The following is a 20,795-nucleotide window of genomic DNA, read 5'->3' on the forward strand; positions in this document are numbered from 1 at the left end:
CCCCGACCTCACGCGTAAGCTGATCCGCACCAGGCAGGTTCGCAAGATTCCGGTCGTGCTGACCATGGCCGAGGTGAAGCGCCTGCTCGATGCGACCCGCAGCCTCAAGCACCAGGCCGCGCTGTCGGTCGCCTATGGCGCGGGGCTGCGGGTTGCCGAGGTGTCGGCGCTGAAGGTGACCGATATCGACAGCAAGCGCATGCTGCTGCGGATCGAACGCGGCACAGGCGGTCGCTACCGCAACGCCATGCTGCCCGAAGGCCTGCTCCTGCTCCTGCGCGACTGGTGGCGCGCGGGGCGGCAACAGGGCATCCTCGTTCCCGATGGCTGGCTTTTCCCCGGACAGAGCGCCGCGGCGCCGATCAGCACGCGCCAGCTCTACCGCGTCGTCGTCGAAGCCGCAGAGGCGGCGGACATCGACAAGCGCGTCGGACCGCATACCCTGCGCCACAGCTTCGCCACCCATCTGCTCGAGGACGGCGTCGATATCCGCGTCATCCAGGCATTGCTCGGCCATGCCAAGCTAAACACCACCGCCTTCTACACCCAGGTTGCCACCAGGACCGTTCGGTCGATCGTCAGCCCGCTCGACAGGCTCGCGCTCGCTCCGCCGCGCGAGGAGGCACCCGACGGCTGAGGCCGATGCGCGCCTCACTCGAGGTCGCCGACATCTTCCGTGCTGCTGGCCCCGCCTATCGCATGGCCCATGCCGGGCACCTCAGCCTGCATCAGCTCAAGATCATGTCGGCGATCGAGCATTGCCGCACCGCCGCGCTCGGCGGTCATGTCGAGGCGTGCACCGACTGCGGGCACTGGCGGATCGCGTACAACAGTTGCCGCAACCGGCACTGCCCCAGATGCCAGGGCGCCGCCGCGCGCAGCTGGCTCGAAGCGCGCGAGGCCGATCTCCTCCCGGTCGGCTATTTCCACGTCGTGTTCACCCTGCCTGCCGAGGTCGCCGCGATCGCCTATTACAACAAGGCGCTGGTCTATAACCTGCTGTTCAAGGCCGCCGCCGATACGATGCTGACCATCGCCGCTGATCCGAAGCATCTCGGCGCCCGGATCGGTATCACCGCCGTCCTCCATACATGGGGCTCGGCGCTCACCCATCATCCGCATATCCACATGATCGTGCCCGGCGGCGGCATATCGCGCGATGGAACGCGCTGGATATCCGCACGCCCCGCCTTCCTGCTCCCGGTCCGCGTGCTCGGCGCCCTGTTCCGACGCCTGTTCCTGACCCGCCTTCGCGCGCTGCACGATGCCGGCAGGCTCGCTTTCTTTGGCAGCCTCACGCAGCTCACCGAGCGACGCGCGTTCCTGCGGCATCTGTCACCGGTTCGGAAGAAGCGCTGGGTGGTCTATGCCAAGCCGCCATTCGCGGGGCCCGAGGCGGTGCTCGCTTACCTCGCGCGCTACACCCACCGGGTCGCCATATCGAACAGCCGGCTCCTCCGGTTCGACGAGGCCGGGGTCACCTTCCGCTACAAGGATTACCGCAAGGCCGGTGACGGACGGCAGCAGGTCATGACCCTCGACGCCGACGAGTTCATCCGCCGCTTTCTTCTCCACGCCCTGCCGCGCGGGTTCCACCGCATCCGCCACTATGGCCTCCTCGCCAGCGCACGCCGCAAGGATCATCTCGAACGCGCCCGCCGCCTGCTCGATGTCGCACCTCCACCGACCGAGGAACCGACCGACGATGCAGAGCCCCGACCGACCTGTCCGTGCTGCGGCGGTACGATGATCATCATCGAGGTCTTCGAGCGCCGCTATCAGCCTCGCGCGCCGCCACCGTCCGTACTCTCATCCGGGATACAGGCGCCGTGACCCGGCACGGCCTGGCGCAGACACGATCCAGGGCGGACCCGCACCTGGAAGCGGACGCGCTCGCGCCGATGCTGCCCAAAAGCAGACGTCGCTCTATCAAAACCGGTCCGTCTGCTTTTGCATGTCCGCTTTTGCGACCCATATCCAGACGGTCCGATATCGCGCACGTCTGCTTTTGGGCAGCGCCTGGCTATCCCAACATCAGCGCAAAACAGCTTTCCCCATAGCTCAGTCCATGACTACCGCGGTTCGGGCATCGAAGACTTTCCGACGCCTCGCGGCGTCCGAAACTCTCAACGGTTTCAGACGGTCTGCTTCCAGGCGCGAACTGTGAAAAGGAGACGCTCGCCGATTTTGAAAATTTTTTAGCGGGATTCCAATTGATAAAGTGTCGCGCAGAATAGCTCTCGTAAATTGAACTCACGCCACACCAAGCCGCCAGCGAACCAGAAAAGAGGTAATGGTTAGATCTACAAGCCCGCGCGCGCCGAATCCAGACCGGACAAAGCTGCCAAAAGACGAGCGCCATGTTTCATTTCAATTCGATCCTCCCCTTCGACCAAAGCGCATTCGCCGCTGCAGATAGCGACGCCACCAAGTTCGACATGGCCAGCGATCGGGATGATAAGTGTGGACGTCGTCAAATTGACGATTCGACTGTCTGCCGCGCTATAATGGAAAACATTCAATGCAGCCGATCGGAGCAGAGGCCGAGTCTGCATTGGATCGACAAATTGCCTGAGAGCCTGTGGCATCGGACCCGCGTGAGCGACATCGATTGCCTCTCGAAGGTGCAACGGCCGCGGCCGCCCGTAGTCATACAAGCGATAGGTAACGTCACTATTCTGCTGAACTTCGATCAGCGAGATGCCAGCGCCGATCGCATGGACGGTGCCGGGCGGCACATGAAAGAACATGCCTGCGGAGACCGGATGCCACTCCAGCAGCTCTTCGATTTCGCCTGACAAACAGGCAGTTCGCAGCCCGGCAGCGTCAAGTATTCTCCAGGTTCCGATACCGATCACGGCGCCCGGCCGGGCGTCGACAATGTACCAGCACTCCTCCTTTCCCGATGCCTTACCCCTCTGCTTCGCCTGCTCATCGTCGGGGTGAACTTGTATGGAGAGGCGATCGCTCGTGAACAGATATTTGACCAGCAGCTCCGCTCCTGGAGGCGGATCAAACCATATTTCGCCGACCGGGGCGCCGGAAAGATGACCGAACGGCTCAGGAAGTTGTGTCAAACCCCATGGTTTCTCGTGCACGCTGATCGGAAGCTTGGTAATCATGCTCTTTTCGTCCCGGTAAGCAGGTAATCCAAGTTCGCCGGCCGGGCCGCAAGCGCCAGGGCGCCGAGCAGGCCGGTATTTTCACCAAGTGCTGGCGCAACGATGATCTCTTCCGGCGTACCGGCAAAATAGCCCGCCGCCGCCTTGCCAGTCTCCGCCCGAACGCGATCGAGCAGGCCGGGTGTCCCCATCACTCCGCCGCCGAGAATGATCCGCGCCGGTTCGAGAATCGCCTGAAAGGTCTGCGCCGCCTGCGCGAGATACCAGGCGATGATCTCGTGCCCTATGTGATCGGCGGGCAGGTCGGAGAGAGATGCGCCCCAGCGCGCAATGATCGCGGGGCCGGCGGCGAGGCCTTCGAGGCAGTCGCCGTGGAACGGGCAATGCCCCGCGAAATCGAGATCGGCAGGATGGCGCGGCATGCGGATATGCCCCATCTCGGGGTGGCTGAGGCCGTGGATCGGCCGTCCGCCGACGACTGCGCCGCCACCGACACCGGTGCCGACGGTGAGATACAGCGTCGAGCTCGTCCACTGCCCCGCGCCCCACTTCCATTCGGCGAGCGCGGCGCCGTTGACGTCGGTGTCGATCGCGACCGGGCAACCGAAGGCGCGCGCGAACGGCCCGGCGATGTCGGCGTCGCTCCAGTGCGGTTTGGTGGTGCGGGTGATATGGCCCCATTTGGGCGAGGCGGGGTCGAGGTCGAGGGGGCCGAAGCTCGCGATGCCGACCGCCGCATAGTCGCCGCCCTGCGCGCGGAGCCATTCGACCGCGGCGGGGATCGTTTCGTCGGGGCGCGTGGTGTCGATGCGGGTGCGGGCGTGGATGTTGCGCGAGGCATCGCCGACGCCAACGATGAACTTGGTGCCGCCCGCTTCGATCAGCGCAATCTTGTCGCTCATATCCTGTCCCTTGCGCCTGCTTTTAGAGGAAGGTCGCGCCGGCGTGGGCGCGTTCGACCATGATTAGCGGCTTGTTGCCTTCCGGCGTGCGATAGCGCGCTTCGATGTGGGCCACCGCCGTTTCGACCGCATCGGCCGCGACGAGCGCGACGACCGCGCCGCCGAAGCCGCCGCCGGTCATGCGTGCGCCGCCGCGCGGGCCGATCGCGGCCTGCAGCTCGGCGACGAGCTGGTCGATCGCGGGAAGCGTGATCTCGAAATCGTCGCGCATCGAAGCATGTGAGGCGGCCATCAGCTCGCCGAGCGCGGCGAGATCGCCTGCGGCCATCGCATCGGCGGCGGCGAGCGTGCGGGCGTTCTCGGTGACGACGTGGCGCGCGCGGCGGTAGGCGACGGGGTCGAGGTCGGCGCGCGCGGCTTCGAGCTGGCCGAGCATGACATCGCGAAGTGCGGGGCCGTCAAGTTGGCGCGCCACGGCTTCGCACTGGGCGCGGCGCTCGTTGTAGTGGCCATCGACGAGGCCGCGGCTGATCCCCGAGTGGACGATCAGGATAGCGGTATCGGTCGGCAGGGCGACCGGGCGAACGTCCAAGCTGCGGCAGTCGATGAGCAAGGCGTGATCGGCCGTACCATGGGCCGACGCGAGCTGGTCCATATTGCCGCAGCGCATGCCGACGAAATCGCATTCGGCGCGCTGGGCTATCAGCGCGATCCCGGTCGCGTCGAAGCGGCCGGGTGCGAACAGTTCGCCGAACGCCATCCCGCTCGCGACCGAGAGCGAGGCCGAGGAGGACAGGCCCGAGCCCTGCGGAATGTCGCCCGCGACGAGCATGTCGAGACCGCCGAGATCGACGCCTTCCGCCTGCAGGATGGTGGCGACGCCGCGGATATAGTCGGACCAAGGCTGGTTCGGGTCGCGCGCCATCGGCTGTGCGAGATCGAACGCGCTAACCGCATCGCCGAAGTCGGCGGCGATCATGCGGACGATGGAGTCGGGGCGGCGGCGGACCGCGACGATGCTTTGCAAGCCGATCGCGGCGGGGAGTACGAAGCCGTCGTTATAGTCGGTGTGCTCGCCGATCAGGTTGACGCGGCCGGGGGCGCGGACGGCAAAGTCGGGCGCGGCGCCGACGAGTTCGGCGAAGCGTACGAGGGTGCGGTCGGCGAGCGTCATGGCTTGACGGCGCGGAGGCGCTCGGCGGCTTGCTCGGGGGTGAGGTCGCGCTGCGCCTCGGCGAGCAGTTCGTAGCCGACCATGAACTTGCGCACCGTCGCCGAGCGGAGGAGCGGCGGATAGAAATGGGCGTGGAGCTGCCAGTGGCCGACGTCGCCTTCACCGAACGGCGCGCTGTGCCAGCCCATCGAGTAAGGAAAGGCGCAGTCGAAGAGCGCATCGTAGCGACGGGTGAGCTCGCCGAGGATCGCGGCGAGGCTTTGGCACTGCGCGGCTTCGAGATCGGGCAAGCGCTGCACCGCGAAGCGCGGCAGCAGCAGCGTCTCGAACGGCCAGCTTGCCCAATAGGGGACGATCGCAAGCCAGTCGTCATGCTCGACGACGACACGCGGGCCGCCGACTTCGCGTTCGGCGAGTTCGAGGAGCATCGGCTTCGCGCCGGCCCACGCGCGCTGGCTCGCGTCCTCGCATGCGATCTCGGCGGGGATGTGCTTCGTCGCCCAGACCTGCCCGTGCGGGTGCGGGTTCGAGCAGCCCATCATCGCGCCGCGGTTCTCGAAGACTTGCACGTTCGCGTGCGTGCGGCCGAGGTCGGCGCATTGCTCGCACCAGCAGTCGACGACCGCGGCGATCTCGGCGTCGGACAGCAGCGGCAGCCCGCGCGCATGATCGGGCGAGAAGCAGATCACGCGGCAGGTGCCCGATGCGGCTTCGGTGCGGAACAGCGGATCGCCCGACGTTTCGGGCGCGGGCGTGTCGGCAAGCAGCGCGGCGAAGTCGTTGTCGAAAACGAACGGTCCCGCATAGGCGGGGTTGGTCGTGCCATTGGCGCGCGTGTTGCCGGGACAGAGGTAGCAGGTCGGATCGTAGCTCGGCGGCAGCTCGGTCACGTCCCTGCCCTGCTCGCCCAGCCACGGCCGCTTCGCGCGATGCGGCGACACCAATATCCACTCGCCGCGCAGCGGATTATAGCGGCGGTGGGGATGTTCGGCGGGGTCGAACGTCATGGCCAGATTGCGCCGGCGCTGTCGGTGCAGCGGCTCTCGCCGGTTTCGGGATCGAGCCGGAGTTCGAGCATCCGTCCGTCGGCGAGCGTCGCACGCTGGACGATCAGTGCCTCGCCATTGCCGAGCGACGGATAGCGGCATTCCATGACATCGAGGCCTGCGAGCGCATCGAGCAGCTTCGCGCGCTCGGGCGTGAGTTCGCCGAGATGATCACTGGTCATCAGCACGCCGCCCGATAGACCCGCGAGCAGCGCGAGGCTGGTCACCTGTGCATCGCTCAGGTCATGGAAGCGGTCGCGAAGCAGGATGCAGTCGGGATCGGCCTGCCACAACCGGCCCGCGGCATGGTTGCGCGTCGCCTGATCGCGCAGAAGGCTTTCGGGCGACTGGTCGCCCGACCATTTGACCCCGACATCGCGCCCGATACGGATCGCATCGACCAGTCCGACCGAGGCCCATAGCGGACAGCCGCAGCCGAGCCAGAGCGCGTCGCCGATCTCCTCGCGAATGATCGCGCCCATCTTGCGCCAGATGGCGATGCGCGACAGGCCGCTCCGGTGCCAGACGGCCCGATCGGGGCCATATTCGGCGCCGAAGAACATGAAGTCGGTCTTGAAATAGCGTGCGCCCCACTCGTGCGCCCAAGTTCGAAAAACCCGCCGGATGTATGCCTCGGCATCGGGGTGGGTGATGTCGAGGACATAATATTCCTCGCTGCGCTTGTGCCAGCGGAACTCGCCGTAAAAGGCCATTTGGATGAGCGGCTTGCCGGTCGACCTTTCACGGACGACCCAGTCGGGATGCTCGGCATAGAGCCGGCTGCGGTTGCCCACCATGAAGGGTGCGATCCACAGGCCGGGGGTGAAACCGGCGTCGGCAATCTCGCCAAGCAAGCGCTGCATGCCGCGCGGGAACTGCGGTTTGACGTCGAGCCAGTCGCCCATCTCGGACGTGAAGCCGTCGTCGATCAGGAAGATGTCGAGATCGGCGCCGTGCGTATCCCGATAGCTCGCGGCGGCGGTCAGATGCTCGCGGATATTCTGTTCATTGATCGCAGCGTAGAGATTATACCACGAACACCAGCCCCTGATGCGCTTATCCGGAATTCGAGGTGGCGTCGGCGAGGCGGCCGCGACCCGATCGGACCAGCGGATCAGCGCAGTCTCGACGTCGGGGTCGGCGTATATGAACAGGCTTTCGGCCATGGTCGCGCCGGTGCGGTCGAGCAATGTTTCGACATCGATCGTCATCGCCGCTGCATCTCCGCCGAAGCGGAAGCGGTTCTGGAAGCGGTCGTGGCGGTCGAAACCGAGCACGACGGCGCCATGCCCTTCGGTCGGTACCAGCGCGGTCATCGCAAAGCCGAGCGTCGGCTCCTTGCCCGGCGGCGCATCGCCCGCGGGGGTGCCGGGATCGGCGAAGAAGCTGCCGTCCCAGCTATGATAGCCGTTGCGGAGGTAACGCCGGACGCCTCTGACCGCGCCGAAGCGCAGCCCGAGCGACAGCGGCGCTTCTGCAAGGCCGCTCACCGCGATGTCGAGGCGCGTCACATCACCGCCGCCGACCGTCAGCGCGATTACGCCGCCATCCTCGAGCGCCCATTCGATCCCGTTCGCGATTGCCGCCGCCGAACAGGCGGGCACCGCGCCGTCGAGCAAAGGCTGAACGTCGCAGAGGAAGATGCCGCTCTTTTCGAATGACGTCATGGCTTCAGCCGGATCTCGCGGCGATCGTCGGCCGACTGCCGCGCTGCGAGCGCGAGCTTGAGCGACGCCGCGCCCTCCGCCAGCGGAACATAGGGCGCGCTGCCGGTCCTAATCGCGCGGTGCACGTCGGCGAGCTGCGCGACGAAGGGGTCGGTCGGCCCGGCGATTTCCTCGGCCGCGACCTCACCCACCGTGCGCGTCAGCACGGCATCGTTCCAGCTCGTGAAACGCCCGGTCATGCGTTCGGCAAAAAGCGCCCATTCCTTGTGCCAGACGCTTGGTACCGCGATGTTCGACGCGTTGAGCGTCGCGATGCGGCCATCATCCCAGCCGAAGATGATCGCGCTGATATCTTCGACATCATAGCCCGGCGTATCGTGATGCGCGAAATTGGTGCGGCGCGCATAGACGCTGTCGGGTTCGCCCATAAGGTGACGGATCAGGTCGACTTGATGGATGACCTGTTCGAGGATCTGGCCGCCCGATCTGGCTTCCTCGCGCCACCAGTCGGCGTGGAGCGCGTTGCAGTGATAGGCCCCCGCGTAAAGCCCGACCTGTCCGGTGTCGGCCGCCTTCCAGCGCCGTACCGCGTCGCCGAAGCGGTACATGAAGCCGATCGCCGCGACGACGCCGGTCGCCGACACGTCGGCAACCATCGCGTCGGCCGCTTGCTGATCGAGCGCGATCGGCTTTTCGACGAGCAGGTGGACGCCGGCCCGCGCAACGCGCTCGATCTCGCCACCGCGATTATAGGGGGGCAATGTCGCAATGACGAGATCGAGACGCTCCTGCCGCAGCATAGCGTCGAGGTCGGTATAGGCGGCGGCAGTGCGACCCTCCGCAAACGCCCGCGTCCTCTCCGCGTCGCGGCCGCAGCAGGCGACCAGTTCCATGTCGTTCGACAGTTCGGCGACCGCTCCCGCATGGCGCGCACCGATGCCGCCACAGCCGAGCAGGCCGACGCGCAAGCCGCTCATGCGCCGAACTCCAGCATCGCCTGCAACATGCCCGGCGCACCTTGATCGAGCTGATCGAACAGCTTCGGCGCGTCCTCGAAGGGCGCGCGGTGGGTGATCAACGGGATCAGGTCGAGCGTGCCGTCGTGTTGCAGCTCGATCGCGCTGCGCCAGAGGCGCGGCTTCGACCAGCGATAGCTCGCGTCGGGCGATACGCCCGAGATTTGCGAGCAGATGAGCTGGATGCGGTTGTGGTGAAATTCCTCGCCGAGCTTCAGCCCCGGGATCGCGCCCTGAAAAAAGCCCATCGCGATGACACGCGCGTTATAGGCGGCGGCGCGGATCGCCTCGCCGAGCGCGGGAGGCGCCCCCGATACTTCGATACACGCATCGGCGCCGCGACCGCCGGTGCGCCGCTTGATCTCCTCCGCTGCGCCCGCGGGTTCGATCGCGAGATGCGCGCCATGGCGGAGCGCGATGTCGCGGCGGGCGGCGTCGGGGTCGATCGCGATCACGCGCGCACCCGATGCGCGGGCGGCCTGTGCGACGATCTGCCCCGGTACGCCGAGCCCGAACACGGCGATGGTGTCGCCGATACGGATCTGCGCGTCGTGGACGCCATTTAGCGCGACCGCGCCGATGTGCGAGAAGATGCCGATACGCGGGTCGGCGCCCTCCGGAAGCAGCCGGTCGCGCGCATAATCGGCGGTTGCGACATGGTGCGTCTTGTGGTTCCAGGTTCCGAAGAGGCGCTGGCCGACTTTCAGGTCGGCAACGTCGCTGCCGACCTCGATAATCTCGCCCGATTCCTCATAACCGAGGTTGCGCACCGGCCAGTCCCAGCTCGGCACCTCGGCATCGACGAACAGCCGCTGCGCCTCGTCGAAGCGGCGATGCATGAACGGGTTGGTGCCGCGATACTGGGTCAGCTCGGTGCCCGCGCTGATCCCCGAGAAGAGCGTGCGGATCCGCACCTCTTCGGGACCGAGCGGGACAAATCCGCTGTCCTCGAACGCCAGCGTGCGCGGCGCGATGAGGACAAGCGTCTTACTCGACGACATGGACGACCTCCTGATTGGCCGCGACGCCGCGGCGGGCCTGCAGGCGGGTGGCGAGCAGGAGAATGACCGCGAGCGCATAGAGCCCCGCCATCGCGACGATGCCCGACCCCATGCCGAAACTTTCGCCGATCCACGCAACGAGGATCGGGGTGATACCGGCGCCGATGAAACCGATCATCGTCATCATGCCGACCGCGGTCGCGCGCGCGTGGGGTGGCACGACATCCTGCATCGCGGCGTAGATGCAGCCGTCGAACAGACCCTTGGCGATGCTGGTGGCGACGAGCACCATGCCGATCTGGGTCGCGGTCTTGGCACCGAGCAGCGGCAGCAGCAGCAACGCAGCGAGCCCGAGGCCGATCGCCAGCGTCGTGAAGCGCCCGATCGGCGATTTCTTCGCCAGCGTGTCGGCAAGCAAGCCGCCGAGCGGAACTGCACAGAAGCCCGCGATATTGATCGTTGCCGCCCCGACCCACGCCGATTCCGCGAGGTTCAGGCCGAGCAGATTCTTGACGAAGTAAGGCGCCCAGAAGGTCACGCCGGTCGATGCGCCGGTGGCGAGCGCGAATACGACGCAGAGAATCAGTGCGGCGGGAATGCGTAGCACGATCCCGATCGGCTCGGCGGGCTTGCCCTGCTCGGCGGCGGTGTGGACGATCGGCGCGTCGTAGAGGAAGAACCAAAGCACCGCGACGTAGATCAGGCCGATCCCGCCGAAGATCAGGAAGGGTGCGTGCCAGCTGAAGGCGTCGGCGATATAGCCCGCCGCGACCGCACCGAGCCCCGAGCCTGCGAACACTGCGGTCTGGTGGAGTGACAAGGCACGGCTGCGCATCTGCGGCTTGTGCCAGTCGCCGATCAACGCGGTGGCGGTGGGATAGTAAGTAGACTCGCCGACCGCGACCATCGCGCGCATCGCGAGTAGCAGCGCGAAGCCCGTCGCCAGGCTCGATGCCCCCGTCGCGACGCTCCAGAAGACGAGACCGAATATGATCAGCCGGCTGCGGCGCACGCTGTCGCCGATGCGCCCCGCGACGAAGGCGCCGACGGCGTAAATCCAGAAAAAGACCGAGCCGAGCAGCGCGAGCTGCGTATCGGTGAGGTCGAACTCGGCCTTGAGGTCGGGCAGCACGGCGAGCAGGATGTTGCGGTCGGCCGCGTTGAGGAAGGCGACGAGCCAGAGCAGCCCGATCAAGATCCACGGATAGTTGGCCCGTGCCGCCAAGCCTCCCTTGTTCCCCACCATGTCGTCTCTCCCTTTACGCCGCCGGGTCGATCAGGATCGCCCGGAAGTCGTTCACATTGGTCAGCGTCGGCCCGGTTATGACCAGATCGCCCAGTTTTTCGAAAAAGCTGTAGGCGTTGTTCGACGCCAGATATTCGGCCGGGTCGATCCCGGCGGCGCGCGCCCTTGCGAGCGTGTCGGGGCCGATCGTCGCCCCCGCCGCATCGTCGGTGCCGTCGATCCCGTCGGTGTCGCACGAGATGGCGAAGATGCCGCGCTCGCCGTTCAGTGCGATCGCGAGGCCGAGCAGATATTCAAGGTTGCGGCCGCCGCGACCCGCCTTGTTCGTGACGGTCACGGTGGTCTCGCCGCCCGAGATGATGACGCGCGCGGTGCCGTCCTTCGCCATCCGGCGCGCAAGCGCGGCGTGGCTGGCGCCGAGATGGCGCGCCTCGGCCTGCAGCTGGTCGCCGAGGTTGGTGACCTGATAGCCCTGCTCGCCCGCCATCGCCTGCACCGCGGCGAGCGCATCGCGCGCCTTCGCGATGATCTGCGTCTCGCCGCCCGCGATACCGAGCGCATCGGCTGCGGGGGTTTCGTTGGCGGGGTCGTTCAGTGCAGCAGCGATCTGCGCCGAGGGCTCGATGCCATATTTCGCAACGATGTCGCGGGCGTCGGACAGGCTGGTAAGGTCGGCCACGGTCGGCCCCGACGAGACGAAGCTGGGGTCGTCGCCCGGAATGTCCGAGATGATCCACGTCGTGACATGCGCCGCCCCCGCCGCGACCGCAAGGCGGCCGCCTTTGACGCGCGAGAGATGCTTGCGGACGCAGTTGATCTCCTCGATCGTCGCGCCCGATTGCAGCAGTGCGCGGGTGATCTGCTGCTTGTCGGTCAGCGTCAGCCCCGCCGCGGGCGCCGCGAGCAGCGCCGATCCACCGCCAGAAAGCAGCAGGAGCAGGTTGTCGCCCGCCTCGAGTCGGGTCGCGATCGCCAGCGCGCGTTCGGCGGCGCGCAGGCTGTTCTCGTCGGGATAGGGATGGCCCGCCTCGATGATCTCGACATCGGACCACGACGGCGCGGGTTCGGGCAGATGGCCGTGCCGCGTGACGACGAGACCCTTCAGCGGCTGTTCGGCGCGATCCTGTGCGACGCGCATCATCTCGGCGGCAGCCTTGCCGACCGCGATCACGACCGTTCGGCCGTGCGGCGAATGCGGAATCTTGCGCGGCATCGCGACCTCGGGGCTCACCGCGCGCACCGACTCGCGGAACAGCGCGATCAACTTGTCGCGCTGGCTCGTCTGGCTCACCTGATCGGCCTCGGTAGCGATGACACCCTCCAATTATGATTTGCCCCATGGGGTGAAGCAGAGCGGCGAAAGCGCCTAGCGCCAGATTGTGGAACTATTTGTTCCGTTTTTCGCAACGGCGCTAAATTTCCCACGAAAGCGTGGGTCTCAGCTTCTCGGTCAGATAGTCGATCAGCGACCGGACGCGCACCGGCACGCCCTTGGGATCGGCAAACAGCGCATAGAAGCTCATGTCGGGCGCCTGCCAGCCGGGGAGCACCTCGACGAGCATTCCCTCGGCCAAATCGGCCTTGCAAAGGAAGGCGGGCAGCGTCGCTATGCCGAGTTCGGAACGCACCGCGTGGCGGAGCAGATTGAGGTCGTTGCAGACGAGGCGCGGCGAGAATTCGACCGTCACCTGCTCGGTCTCGGTGTGGAGCGGCCAGCGGTGGCGTCGGTCGACGGTGCCGGTCGCGAGCAGGTCGAAGCGCGGCAGCTCGACATGGTTCTGCGGCATGCCCTTGCGCTCGAAATAGCCGGGCGCGCCGAACAGCCCGCATTCGGTCACGCCGAGCTTGACCGCGACGAGTTCGGAGTCTGCGAAGGGGCCCACCGCGAGCGCGACGTCGAAGCCGGCGCGGAGCAGCCCGACGGCATCGTCGGTCATCACGCTGACGAGTCGCACGTCGGGGTAGAGATCGAGGAAGCTTGCAAGCAGCGGACCGATCAGGCTCTGCCCGAGCACATAGGGGATCGCGATCTTCACCACGCCGCGCGGGACGTTCTGGCGATTCTGCAATGCGCGCTCGCCGTCGCGCAGCACCCCGAGCGAACGCAGGCAATATTCGAAGAACATCGCGCCGTCCTCGGTGACCGTCACCGAGCGCGTCGAGCGGTGCAGCAACTGAACGCCAAGATTCTCTTCCAGACGGGAAATACGCCGGCTGACGGTCGACTTGGGAAGCCCCAGCGCCTGCCCCGCCTTGGTCAGACTTTCGGTCTCGACGATCTTCGAAAAGACCTGCAGATCGCCCAGATCGAGCATCGGAATCTCCCGTAATATTGTTGCTTATAGTGCCATTGCTAGCAACACAGCGTTGCAACAATACGGGCTTTCGTCAACCGGCCTCGCCCTTCAGTTTTTATGACAAAGGCCTGTCAGAGGCCGGAAGAGACCTATGGGAGGAGACCAGCATGACCGTCCGCCGCCGCTTTTCGCGCACTTTCCGTAACGCCCTGCTCTGCACCGCGCCGCTCGCCGCGACGCTGATTCCGCTGCAGTCGGCCTGGGCACAGGACGCCGAGGTCGCTCCCGCCGACGAGGCCGTCGCGGACGACGCCGACACCATCATCGTCACCGGTACCAGCCGCGGCCGTATCGCACTCGACACCCCGCTCGCGGTCACTTCGGTCGGCGAAGATTCGCTCGCACGCCTCGGCGTCAGCAGCCAGGCCGACATCCTTGCGAGCATCCCGACGATCAAGGCCGATGCCGGCGGCGGCGAGGTCGCATCGAACGTGTTCGTGCGCGGCCTGCCTTCGGGCGGCCAGTATCAGTTCACCCCGCTGATGTACGATGGCGTCCCCGTCATGTCGACGTTCGGCCTCAACTCGTCGGCCTATGACGTTTACTACCGCAACGACCTCGGCATCTCGCGCCTCGAGTTTGTGCGCGGCGGCGTGTCGAACCTGTTCGGCCCCGGCTCGGTCGCGGGCCTGATCAACTATATCAGCAAGACCGGCCGCGACGAGCTGGAGGGCACGGCGCAGATCGAATGGGCTGAAAAGGGCCGCTATCGCGGCGACCTTGCGGTCAGCGGGCCGCTCGGCGAAAATCTGTTCTTCGCGCTGTCGGGCTTCTACCGCTCAGACGACGGCCCGATCAAGACGGGCCTCGATACCGAAGGCTTCCAGATCCGCGGTAACCTGAAGTACGAGTTCCCCGACGACAGCGGATCGATCACGCTTTACGGCCAGTATATCGACGATCAGGCGCAATTCTATTTGCCCGTCCCGCTCGACGGCACGACGCGCAGCCGCGTCGCGGGCAACGACGGCAAGAAGGTCTATCAGCTGCTGACCCCCGACGTCGCCGGGTTGGGCTTCAACACCACCGACGGCGCCTTCACCACCGGCATCACCGATGGCGTGACGAGCAAGGGCGGCCAAGTCGCGATCGCGTTTGACAAGGACTTCGGCGACAGCGGCTGGGGCATCAACGGCCGCGTAAAATACTCGGATTACAAGCATAAATTCGGCCTGTGGTCCGACGGCGACGGCGTCGTCAACGTCCCTGAGACGCTGAGCGCCTTCGTCACCAACGCCGCCCGCCGTGGCCAGATTCCCGAGCTGAACGGCATCACCGCCGCGAACGCCAGCTTCACTTATGTCGGTGGCGGCGCGGTGCCCGCGAATGCGATCCTCTTCGCCAACCGCTTCACCGACCGCAACAGGCCGATGCACGACCTTTCGGCCGAGCTGAACCTCACCAAGCAGGCGACCACGGGCAGCGTCGAGCACAGCTTCACGCTCGGCGGCTTCTACGCCGATACGGTCGCTCGCGACGTCAATGTCACGACGACCTTCCTCGGCGCGTTCAACAACCAGCCGCAGCTCGTCAATCTGACCGTCACCAACCCGATCAGCGGCGCCACCACGGTCATTTCGCGGAACGGCCTGCTCAACGCCGGCGGCGGTTATGTGAACAACCGGCACCAAGCCGAGCGTTACGCGGTCTATTTCGCCGACCAGATGCAGATCGGCGACCGCTTCAACCTCGATATCGGCGGCCGCGTCGAACATTATAAGGGCGACATCAGCCGCGAGCGCACCTCGACGACGGTCACCGACGCGACGACGCCGAACCTGTCGGGCGCACTGCGCGACGTGATATGGGGCAATGACGGCTATCTGACCGGCAAGGTGTCGACGACCGAATGGGCGATCGCTGCGGGTGGCCTCTACAAGCTTACCGACGACGTCAGCCTCTATCTCAATGCGAGCCGCGGTTACTTCTTCCCCGAAGTGCGCGCGGTCGGCTTCCTGCCGCTGCCTGCCGGGACCGCGGCGAATGCGAGCGCCTCGCCGGGCACGCAGAGCTACGAGGGCGAAATCATCAAACAGGTGCAGGGCGGCATCAAGGTCAGCCAGCCGGCCTTCAGCCTCGAGGCCTCGGCCTTCTACACCAGCCTCAAGAACCGCCGTCAGGTCCTGTTCGTCAACGCGCCGGGCGGCGGCTTCCAGGAGCTCGTCAACCTCGTCGCGACCGAATCCTACGGCGTCGAGGCGGTGTTCGACCTGAAGCTGCTCACCAACCTGCGCTTCAACGGCAACCTCACGCTGCAGAAGGCCAAATATACCGAGTTCCAGTCGAACGTCGGCGGTGTCCCGACCTCGAACCCGGCGATCATCGGCAACGATCTGGAGCGTCAGCCGCAGATCCTCTACAACGCCGGCCTCTATTACGACGACGGCGCGCTCGATGTGTCCTTCTTCACCAACTACACCGGCGACAATTTCACCGCGTCGAACAATTCGATCAAGCTCGACGGATGGAATATCGTCAACCTCGACGCCGGCTATACGGTGCCGATGGGCAACAAGAGCCTGCGTCTCGGGGTCAATGTGTTCAACCTGTTCGACACCGACGCCACGACCGAAGGGTCGCCGCGTCTCGACAACAACCAGACCGTCGGCGGCGCTTACTTCGTCGGCCGTCCGGTCCTGCCGCGCCGCATCACCGCACGCGCAACCTTCAACTTCTGACGAGAAAACGGGCATCCGCGACAATGACTATCGAAACGCTTGACGCGGGTGCCCGCGCCATCCTGACTGCCAACGACCGGGGCGGCTACACCGTCCCCAACGGCCGGGTCTATCCCTTCCAGTGGAACTGGGACTCGGCTTTCGTCGCCCTCGGCTTCGACACCTGGGATCGCGACCGCGCGTGGAAAGAAGTCGAGACCCTGTTCAACGCGCAGTGGGACGACGGCTTTCTGCCGCACATCGTCTTCTGGCAGGACGATCCGGGCTATTTCCCCGGACCCTCGGTCTGGGCGACGGGCAAGACCCCCGTCACCTCGGGCATCACCCAGCCGCCGGTCGCGGCGACGGTCGTCCGCAAGCTGTGGGACAGCGCGATCGCGGCGGACGCCGACGACGCCTATCGCCTGCGCCTCGAAAGCCTGTTCGACAAGCTGATCGCCTGGCACCGCTGGTTTCGCGACTATCGCGACCCTGACGGCCGCGGCGTCGTCGTCGCCATGCATCCGTGGGAAACCGGCCGCGACAATTCGCCCGAATGGGACATTCCCGGCGAGCCGATCGATATTTCGAACGTCGGCGAATATGTCCGCCGCGACACCGGCCATCTCGACGCGAAGATGCGTCCGACCAAGCTCGAGTATGACCGCTACCTCGCGCTCGTCCAATATGGCGTCGCGCAGGGCTGGGACCATGCAAAGATCACCGCGGGCAATCCGTTCAAGGTCGCCGACATCGGCATGTCGATGATCCTGCTGCGCGCCAACCGCGACCTGCTGCACCTCGCCGACTATCTCGGCCGCGACGAGGAAGCCGCCGAAATCCGCGCGATGATCGCGACGGCCGAAGCCGGGATCGACTGGTTGTGGGACGAGGAAAAGCACAGCTGGTGCTCGCGCGACCTGCTCACCGGCCGCTCGTCGGGCTTCATCACCAGCGCCTCGTTCCTGAGCTTCTATGCCGGGCTCGCCGACCCGGCGAAGGATGCCGCAATGCTCGCGCACCTGCACCGTATCGGCAGCAAGGTCGAATATCTGATGCCCAGCCTCGACCCCGAGGATCCCGGCTTCCAGATGATCCGCTACTGGCGCGGCCCCGTGTGGGCGGTGGTCAACTACATGATCGGCACCGGTCTGGCCGAAGCGGGCTTCGATGCCGAGGCGGCGCGCGTCCGCCACGACACGCTGGCGCTGATGGAGCGCAACGGCTTCTACGAAGCGTACAGCCCCGTCGACGGATCGGGCAGCGGCGGCGACGATTTCTCGTGGACCGCGGCGATCTGGCTGGCGTGGCGCTGATATATTGAACCCCGGCGAAGCCGCCCCCCCCAATTTACCCTCCCAACCCTGGACCCCGGCTTTCGCCGGGGTTCATTTTGCACGCTATCGATCGGGATCGACCACCGGTCCCCGGACCCGCGCCCTCACCGCGCTCGGGCTGGCGCCGAGCAGGCTGCGCACCATCTTGTTGAAGCGCTGCGCATCGGCGACGCCGCAGCGCTCGGCGACGCGCCAGATCGGCAGGTCGGTCGATTCCAACAGGAAACGTGCATGTTCGGCGCGGCGCTGAAGCAGGCGGTGGGGCACCGTGGTGCCGAAGCGGCCGCGGAAAAGACGCGCGAGGTAAGCGGACGAACGGCCCGCCGCGGCTGCGACCTCGCGCACGCCGATCGCTTCGGGAAAATGATGGTCGATATATTCGGCGGCGCGCGCTGCAGCGTCATCTTCCGGCAACGGATCGGTACGCCGCGCGAGCGTCACCAGCAGTTCCTGCGCCGCGAGCCGCGCCGCGATATGCGCGATCGGGTCGCTCGCGGTCGCGAAGAGGCCGCTGACATGTGCAAACCGTTCGCGGAGCGCGCCACAGTCCGACACGTGCAGCGCGACCGGCGCGCGCGTCCCCCGTCCATCGCCCGCTTCGATATGGATGCACCAATGCGTGCCCGGCCCGGCAAGGTCGTAGCTCGAAGACAGGCCCGCGGGGCTGAGCGTCACATCGCCGGGCGCAATCCGAATGCGTTTTCCCGCCAGCTCCATCTCGCCGGTATAACCGTGAAGGTGCAGCGCGTGCGTGCGTCCCTGATGGATCGTCGCAAATCCGCGATCCGCCAGCAGGAACTGCCCGGCGACCGCGATGCGCGGCAAATCTTCCAGCGGCAGATCGATCATTTCCATGTTCGATTTTTTACCACAAGATTAGGCGCACGCCAATTGCGATGGTCGACCGGAAGCGGCACCATCAGGCCATATCGAGACTATGAGGATGCCGCGGCGATGCTGAGCGAAGAGCAGAAAAAATTCTACGATGATCAGGGCTATGTCCTCGTCCCCGGACTGTTCAGCGCCGAGGAGGCCGCGGCCTTCCGCGCCGAAATGCACCGCATCGCCGACAATGAAGGCAACAGCGACGCGACATGGGACAGTGTGCGGGGCAGCGGCACGACGATCACCCATTGCCACGACGTCCATTTCCGGTCGGCGATGGTGACGCGCCTGCTCACCGACCCGCGCCTCACCGAGATCGCGCAGGACATCATCGGCCCGAACGTCCAGCTTCATCACAACAAGATGTTCATCAAGCCGCCCGAAAAGGGCTCGCCCTTCCCGATGCATCAGGACTATCCTTATTTTCCGCATCGCGACCATTCGATGATCGCGGTGATCCTGCACTTCGACGATGCACCCGAAGAGAAGGGGTGCCTGCGCGTCTATCCGGGGACGCACAAGCTCGGCCCGCTTCCCGCCGAGGGCGCCGACCATCATGCTTCGACCGAAACCTACCCGATCGAGGGCGCCACCCCCCTGCCGGCGAAGGCGGGCGATGCGCTGTTCTTCCACTATCTGACCGTCCACGGATCTGGCCTCAACACGTCGGACGAGCCGCGTACGACGCTGCTCATCCAGCTCCGCGATCCGGCCGACGTGCCGCTGAACGACCGGCATAGCTCGCGCGGCCAGGGGATGATGCTCGCCGGCGTCGACCCGACCGCGGGCGCGTTCAAATTCGCGTGGGAAGACGAGAAGGCTGCCTGACGTCCTCGCCTGGCTGCTGCTGCTTTTGTCGTTCGGCAGTCCGCTCGTGGATGACCCCTGCGCGAACCTCGCGAAGCTGACGATCGACAAGGCGGTCGTCGAGAGCGCGGTGCTGTCTGACGGCGTCTGCCGGGTCAACGGGTCGGCGCACCCGGTACCGGGATCGGACATCCGCTTCAGCGTGTACTTGCCCGCCCCTAACCGCTGGAGCGGACGCTATTACCAGATCGGCAATGGCGGGTTCGCGGGAGCGATCCACCTGCCGACGCTCGACGAGGGCGCGCGGCGCGGCGATGCCATTGCGGCGACCGATACGGGGCATCGCGGCCATGGCTTCGATGCGAGCTGGGCGCCGGGCAATTCGGTCGCGCTTGCCGATTACGGCTGGCGGTCGATCAAGGCGACGCGCGATGCCGCCGCGGCGCTGGTCGGGGCCTATTATGGCCGCGCGCCCATCCGGCATTATTTCATGGGCTGTTCGAACGGCGGGCGGATGGCGCTGATGGCGGCGGCGCGCTGGCCCGACGATTGGAGCGGGATCATCGCCGGGGCGCCAGCGAACCCGTGGACGCGGCAGTTTCGCAATTTCGGCGCGATACAGTATGCGATGCGGGCGCCGGGCGGGTGGCTTGGAGCCGCCGAGCGGACGCAGGCTAAGTTACCCGCGCAGAAGCGGGCGACGCTTGATGCGATCATCGCAGCGGGATATTCCCCTACAGCGATCACTGCGGAAGACTGGGCGTACTGGATCGCCAACCCGGACACGGCCGCGCAGTCGCAGCTGACCTTTGCCGAGCAGTCGCGCGCGCATCTCTTGGGGCATTTCAGCGACGAAACCCTCGCTGGGGAACTCGACATCAAGCCGGGCGACCTGCAGGGCTTCCATGATCGCGGCGGCAAGATTCTTTCCTATTTCGGTCAGTCGGACCCGGTGATCGCGCCCGGCCTCGGGGTTGACTGGTACCGTGCGGTGCAGGCCGCGACGCGCGGCAAAACCACCGACTTCTATCGCCTGTTCATTATTCCCGGCATGTCGCATTGCCAAGGCGGCGCAGCGGCGACGAGTTTCGGCCAGTCGCTCGACGCGCCCGCGGTGCACCAGGACCGCGAGCACGACGTGCGGCTGGCGCTCGAAGCTTGGGTCGAACGCGGCATCGCGCCAGCGGCGCTCAAGAGCGAGGCCGGGACGAAGCGCACGGTTATCCGCCCGCTTCGCTGAGCGCCGAGCGCGCCTTGTCGTTCCATCTCGGTGAGCGAGCGCCCAATGCCGTCGCACAGGGCAGCACGACCAACAAGATCACCGAACCGCGGTTGCATACCAAGGATGATCGCCGGCCGATTGAGCGCGATAAATCGCCGCCATTTAATGCGATGACTCCATTGAGGAAGCGGACACGCGCGTCCGAAGCAAGGGACAATGGCCGATGCACGAACCGCTCCGCGGATTGGTGCTAGCCTCGATGTAAAGCGGGCCGGCGAGCGCCGCGGCTGATTGAACGTGGGCTGTCGCAGGCAGACCCTTTCGGCTCCTTTACCTGAGGAGTCGAACGATGAACG

General features: G+C 66.0%; 17 protein-coding genes. 6 read left to right on the plus strand and 11 right to left on the minus strand.

Features of this window, described 5'->3' with window-relative positions:
• On the plus strand, positions 1-637 hold a 637-nt coding region (locus VGN68_RS09045), incomplete at its 5' end, for a tyrosine-type recombinase/integrase (protein ID WP_327475909.1).
• A gap of 5 nt (positions 638-642) precedes the next feature.
• A complete protein-coding gene (locus tag VGN68_RS09050; RefSeq protein ID WP_327475913.1) occupies positions 643-1,833 on the plus strand; it encodes an IS91 family transposase in 1,191 nt (396 codons plus the stop codon).
• A 470-nt stretch (positions 1,834-2,303) separates the two neighbouring features.
• Here VGN68_RS09050 and VGN68_RS09055 read toward each other — a convergent pair whose 3' ends face one another.
• The 10 genes from VGN68_RS09055 to VGN68_RS09100 form a co-directional block, all read right to left on the minus strand.
• Entirely contained in the window at positions 2,304-3,122 is an 819-nt protein-coding gene (locus tag VGN68_RS09055; protein WP_327475915.1) for a class I mannose-6-phosphate isomerase, read from the minus strand.
• The gene (locus tag VGN68_RS09060) at positions 3,119-4,024 is read right to left on the minus strand and encodes an ROK family protein (RefSeq protein WP_327475917.1); all 906 of its coding nucleotides are present in this window, start codon (positions 4,022-4,024) and stop codon (positions 3,119-3,121) included. Before VGN68_RS09060 ends, VGN68_RS09055 begins: the two co-directional genes overlap by 4 nt.
• Positions 4,025-4,046: 22 nt before the next feature.
• On the minus strand, positions 4,047-5,198 hold the full coding sequence (gene galK / locus VGN68_RS09065) for a galactokinase (RefSeq protein ID WP_327475919.1): 1,152 nt from the start codon (positions 5,196-5,198) through the stop codon (positions 4,047-4,049).
• On the minus strand, positions 5,195-6,205 hold the full coding sequence (locus VGN68_RS09070; protein WP_327475921.1) for a UDP-glucose--hexose-1-phosphate uridylyltransferase: 1,011 nt from the start codon (positions 6,203-6,205) through the stop codon (positions 5,195-5,197). The genes galK and VGN68_RS09070 overlap by 4 nt, the downstream gene beginning before the upstream one ends.
• Positions 6,202-7,911, minus strand: coding sequence for a glycoside hydrolase family 36 protein (locus VGN68_RS09075; RefSeq protein ID WP_327475923.1), 1,710 nt, complete (start codon positions 7,909-7,911; stop codon positions 6,202-6,204). Before VGN68_RS09075 ends, VGN68_RS09070 begins: the two co-directional genes overlap by 4 nt.
• Positions 7,908-8,888, minus strand: a complete 981-nt coding sequence (locus tag VGN68_RS09080; protein WP_327475925.1) for a Gfo/Idh/MocA family oxidoreductase — start codon at positions 8,886-8,888, stop codon at positions 7,908-7,910. The genes VGN68_RS09075 and VGN68_RS09080 overlap by 4 nt, the downstream gene beginning before the upstream one ends.
• Positions 8,885-9,928 (minus strand): zinc-binding dehydrogenase, encoded by a 1,044-nt coding sequence (locus VGN68_RS09085; RefSeq protein ID WP_327475927.1) that lies wholly within the window; start codon positions 9,926-9,928, stop codon positions 8,885-8,887. The genes VGN68_RS09080 and VGN68_RS09085 overlap by 4 nt, the downstream gene beginning before the upstream one ends.
• Positions 9,915-11,174 carry an MFS transporter gene (locus tag VGN68_RS09090; RefSeq protein ID WP_327475929.1) on the minus strand — a complete coding sequence of 420 codons (1,260 nt, stop codon included), beginning with the start codon at positions 11,172-11,174 and terminating at the stop codon, positions 9,915-9,917. The genes VGN68_RS09085 and VGN68_RS09090 overlap by 14 nt, the downstream gene beginning before the upstream one ends.
• Before the next feature lie 13 nt (positions 11,175-11,187).
• Positions 11,188-12,498: a glycerate kinase type-2 family protein gene (locus tag VGN68_RS09095; RefSeq protein WP_327475931.1), complete on the minus strand. Its 1,311-nt coding sequence runs from the start codon at positions 12,496-12,498 to the stop codon at positions 11,188-11,190.
• 88 nt (positions 12,499-12,586) lie between these two features.
• On the minus strand, positions 12,587-13,489 hold the full coding sequence (locus VGN68_RS09100) for a LysR substrate-binding domain-containing protein (RefSeq protein ID WP_293643489.1): 903 nt from the start codon (positions 13,487-13,489) through the stop codon (positions 12,587-12,589).
• A gap of 149 nt (positions 13,490-13,638) precedes the next feature.
• Between VGN68_RS09100 and VGN68_RS09105 the strand changes: the two genes are divergently transcribed.
• Both VGN68_RS09105 and VGN68_RS09110 read left to right on the plus strand, forming a co-directional pair.
• Positions 13,639-16,209, plus strand: coding sequence for a TonB-dependent receptor (locus tag VGN68_RS09105; RefSeq protein ID WP_327475935.1), 2,571 nt, complete (start codon positions 13,639-13,641; stop codon positions 16,207-16,209).
• Between the two features lie 23 nt (positions 16,210-16,232).
• Positions 16,233-17,504, plus strand: a complete 1,272-nt coding sequence (locus VGN68_RS09110) for an MGH1-like glycoside hydrolase domain-containing protein (protein WP_327475937.1) — start codon at positions 16,233-16,235, stop codon at positions 17,502-17,504.
• An 84-nt stretch (positions 17,505-17,588) separates the two neighbouring features.
• Here VGN68_RS09110 and VGN68_RS09115 read toward each other — a convergent pair whose 3' ends face one another.
• Positions 17,589-18,380, minus strand: a complete 792-nt coding sequence (locus VGN68_RS09115; RefSeq protein WP_293643492.1) for a helix-turn-helix domain-containing protein — start codon at positions 18,378-18,380, stop codon at positions 17,589-17,591.
• 36 nt (positions 18,381-18,416) lie between these two features.
• On the opposite strand from VGN68_RS09115, the gene VGN68_RS09120 reads away from it, so the two are divergent.
• Both VGN68_RS09120 and VGN68_RS09125 read left to right on the plus strand, forming a co-directional pair.
• On the plus strand, positions 18,417-19,238 hold the full coding sequence (locus VGN68_RS09120; protein ID WP_327475941.1) for a phytanoyl-CoA dioxygenase family protein: 822 nt from the start codon (positions 18,417-18,419) through the stop codon (positions 19,236-19,238).
• A 46-nt stretch (positions 19,239-19,284) separates the two neighbouring features.
• On the plus strand, positions 19,285-20,457 hold the full coding sequence (locus tag VGN68_RS09125) for a tannase/feruloyl esterase family alpha/beta hydrolase (protein ID WP_293643494.1): 1,173 nt from the start codon (positions 19,285-19,287) through the stop codon (positions 20,455-20,457).
• The last annotated feature ends 338 nt before the right edge of the window (positions 20,458-20,795 follow it).

The organism is Sphingopyxis sp. (genome assembly GCF_035998965.1).
GTDB lineage: Bacteria > Pseudomonadota > Alphaproteobacteria > Sphingomonadales > Sphingomonadaceae > Sphingopyxis.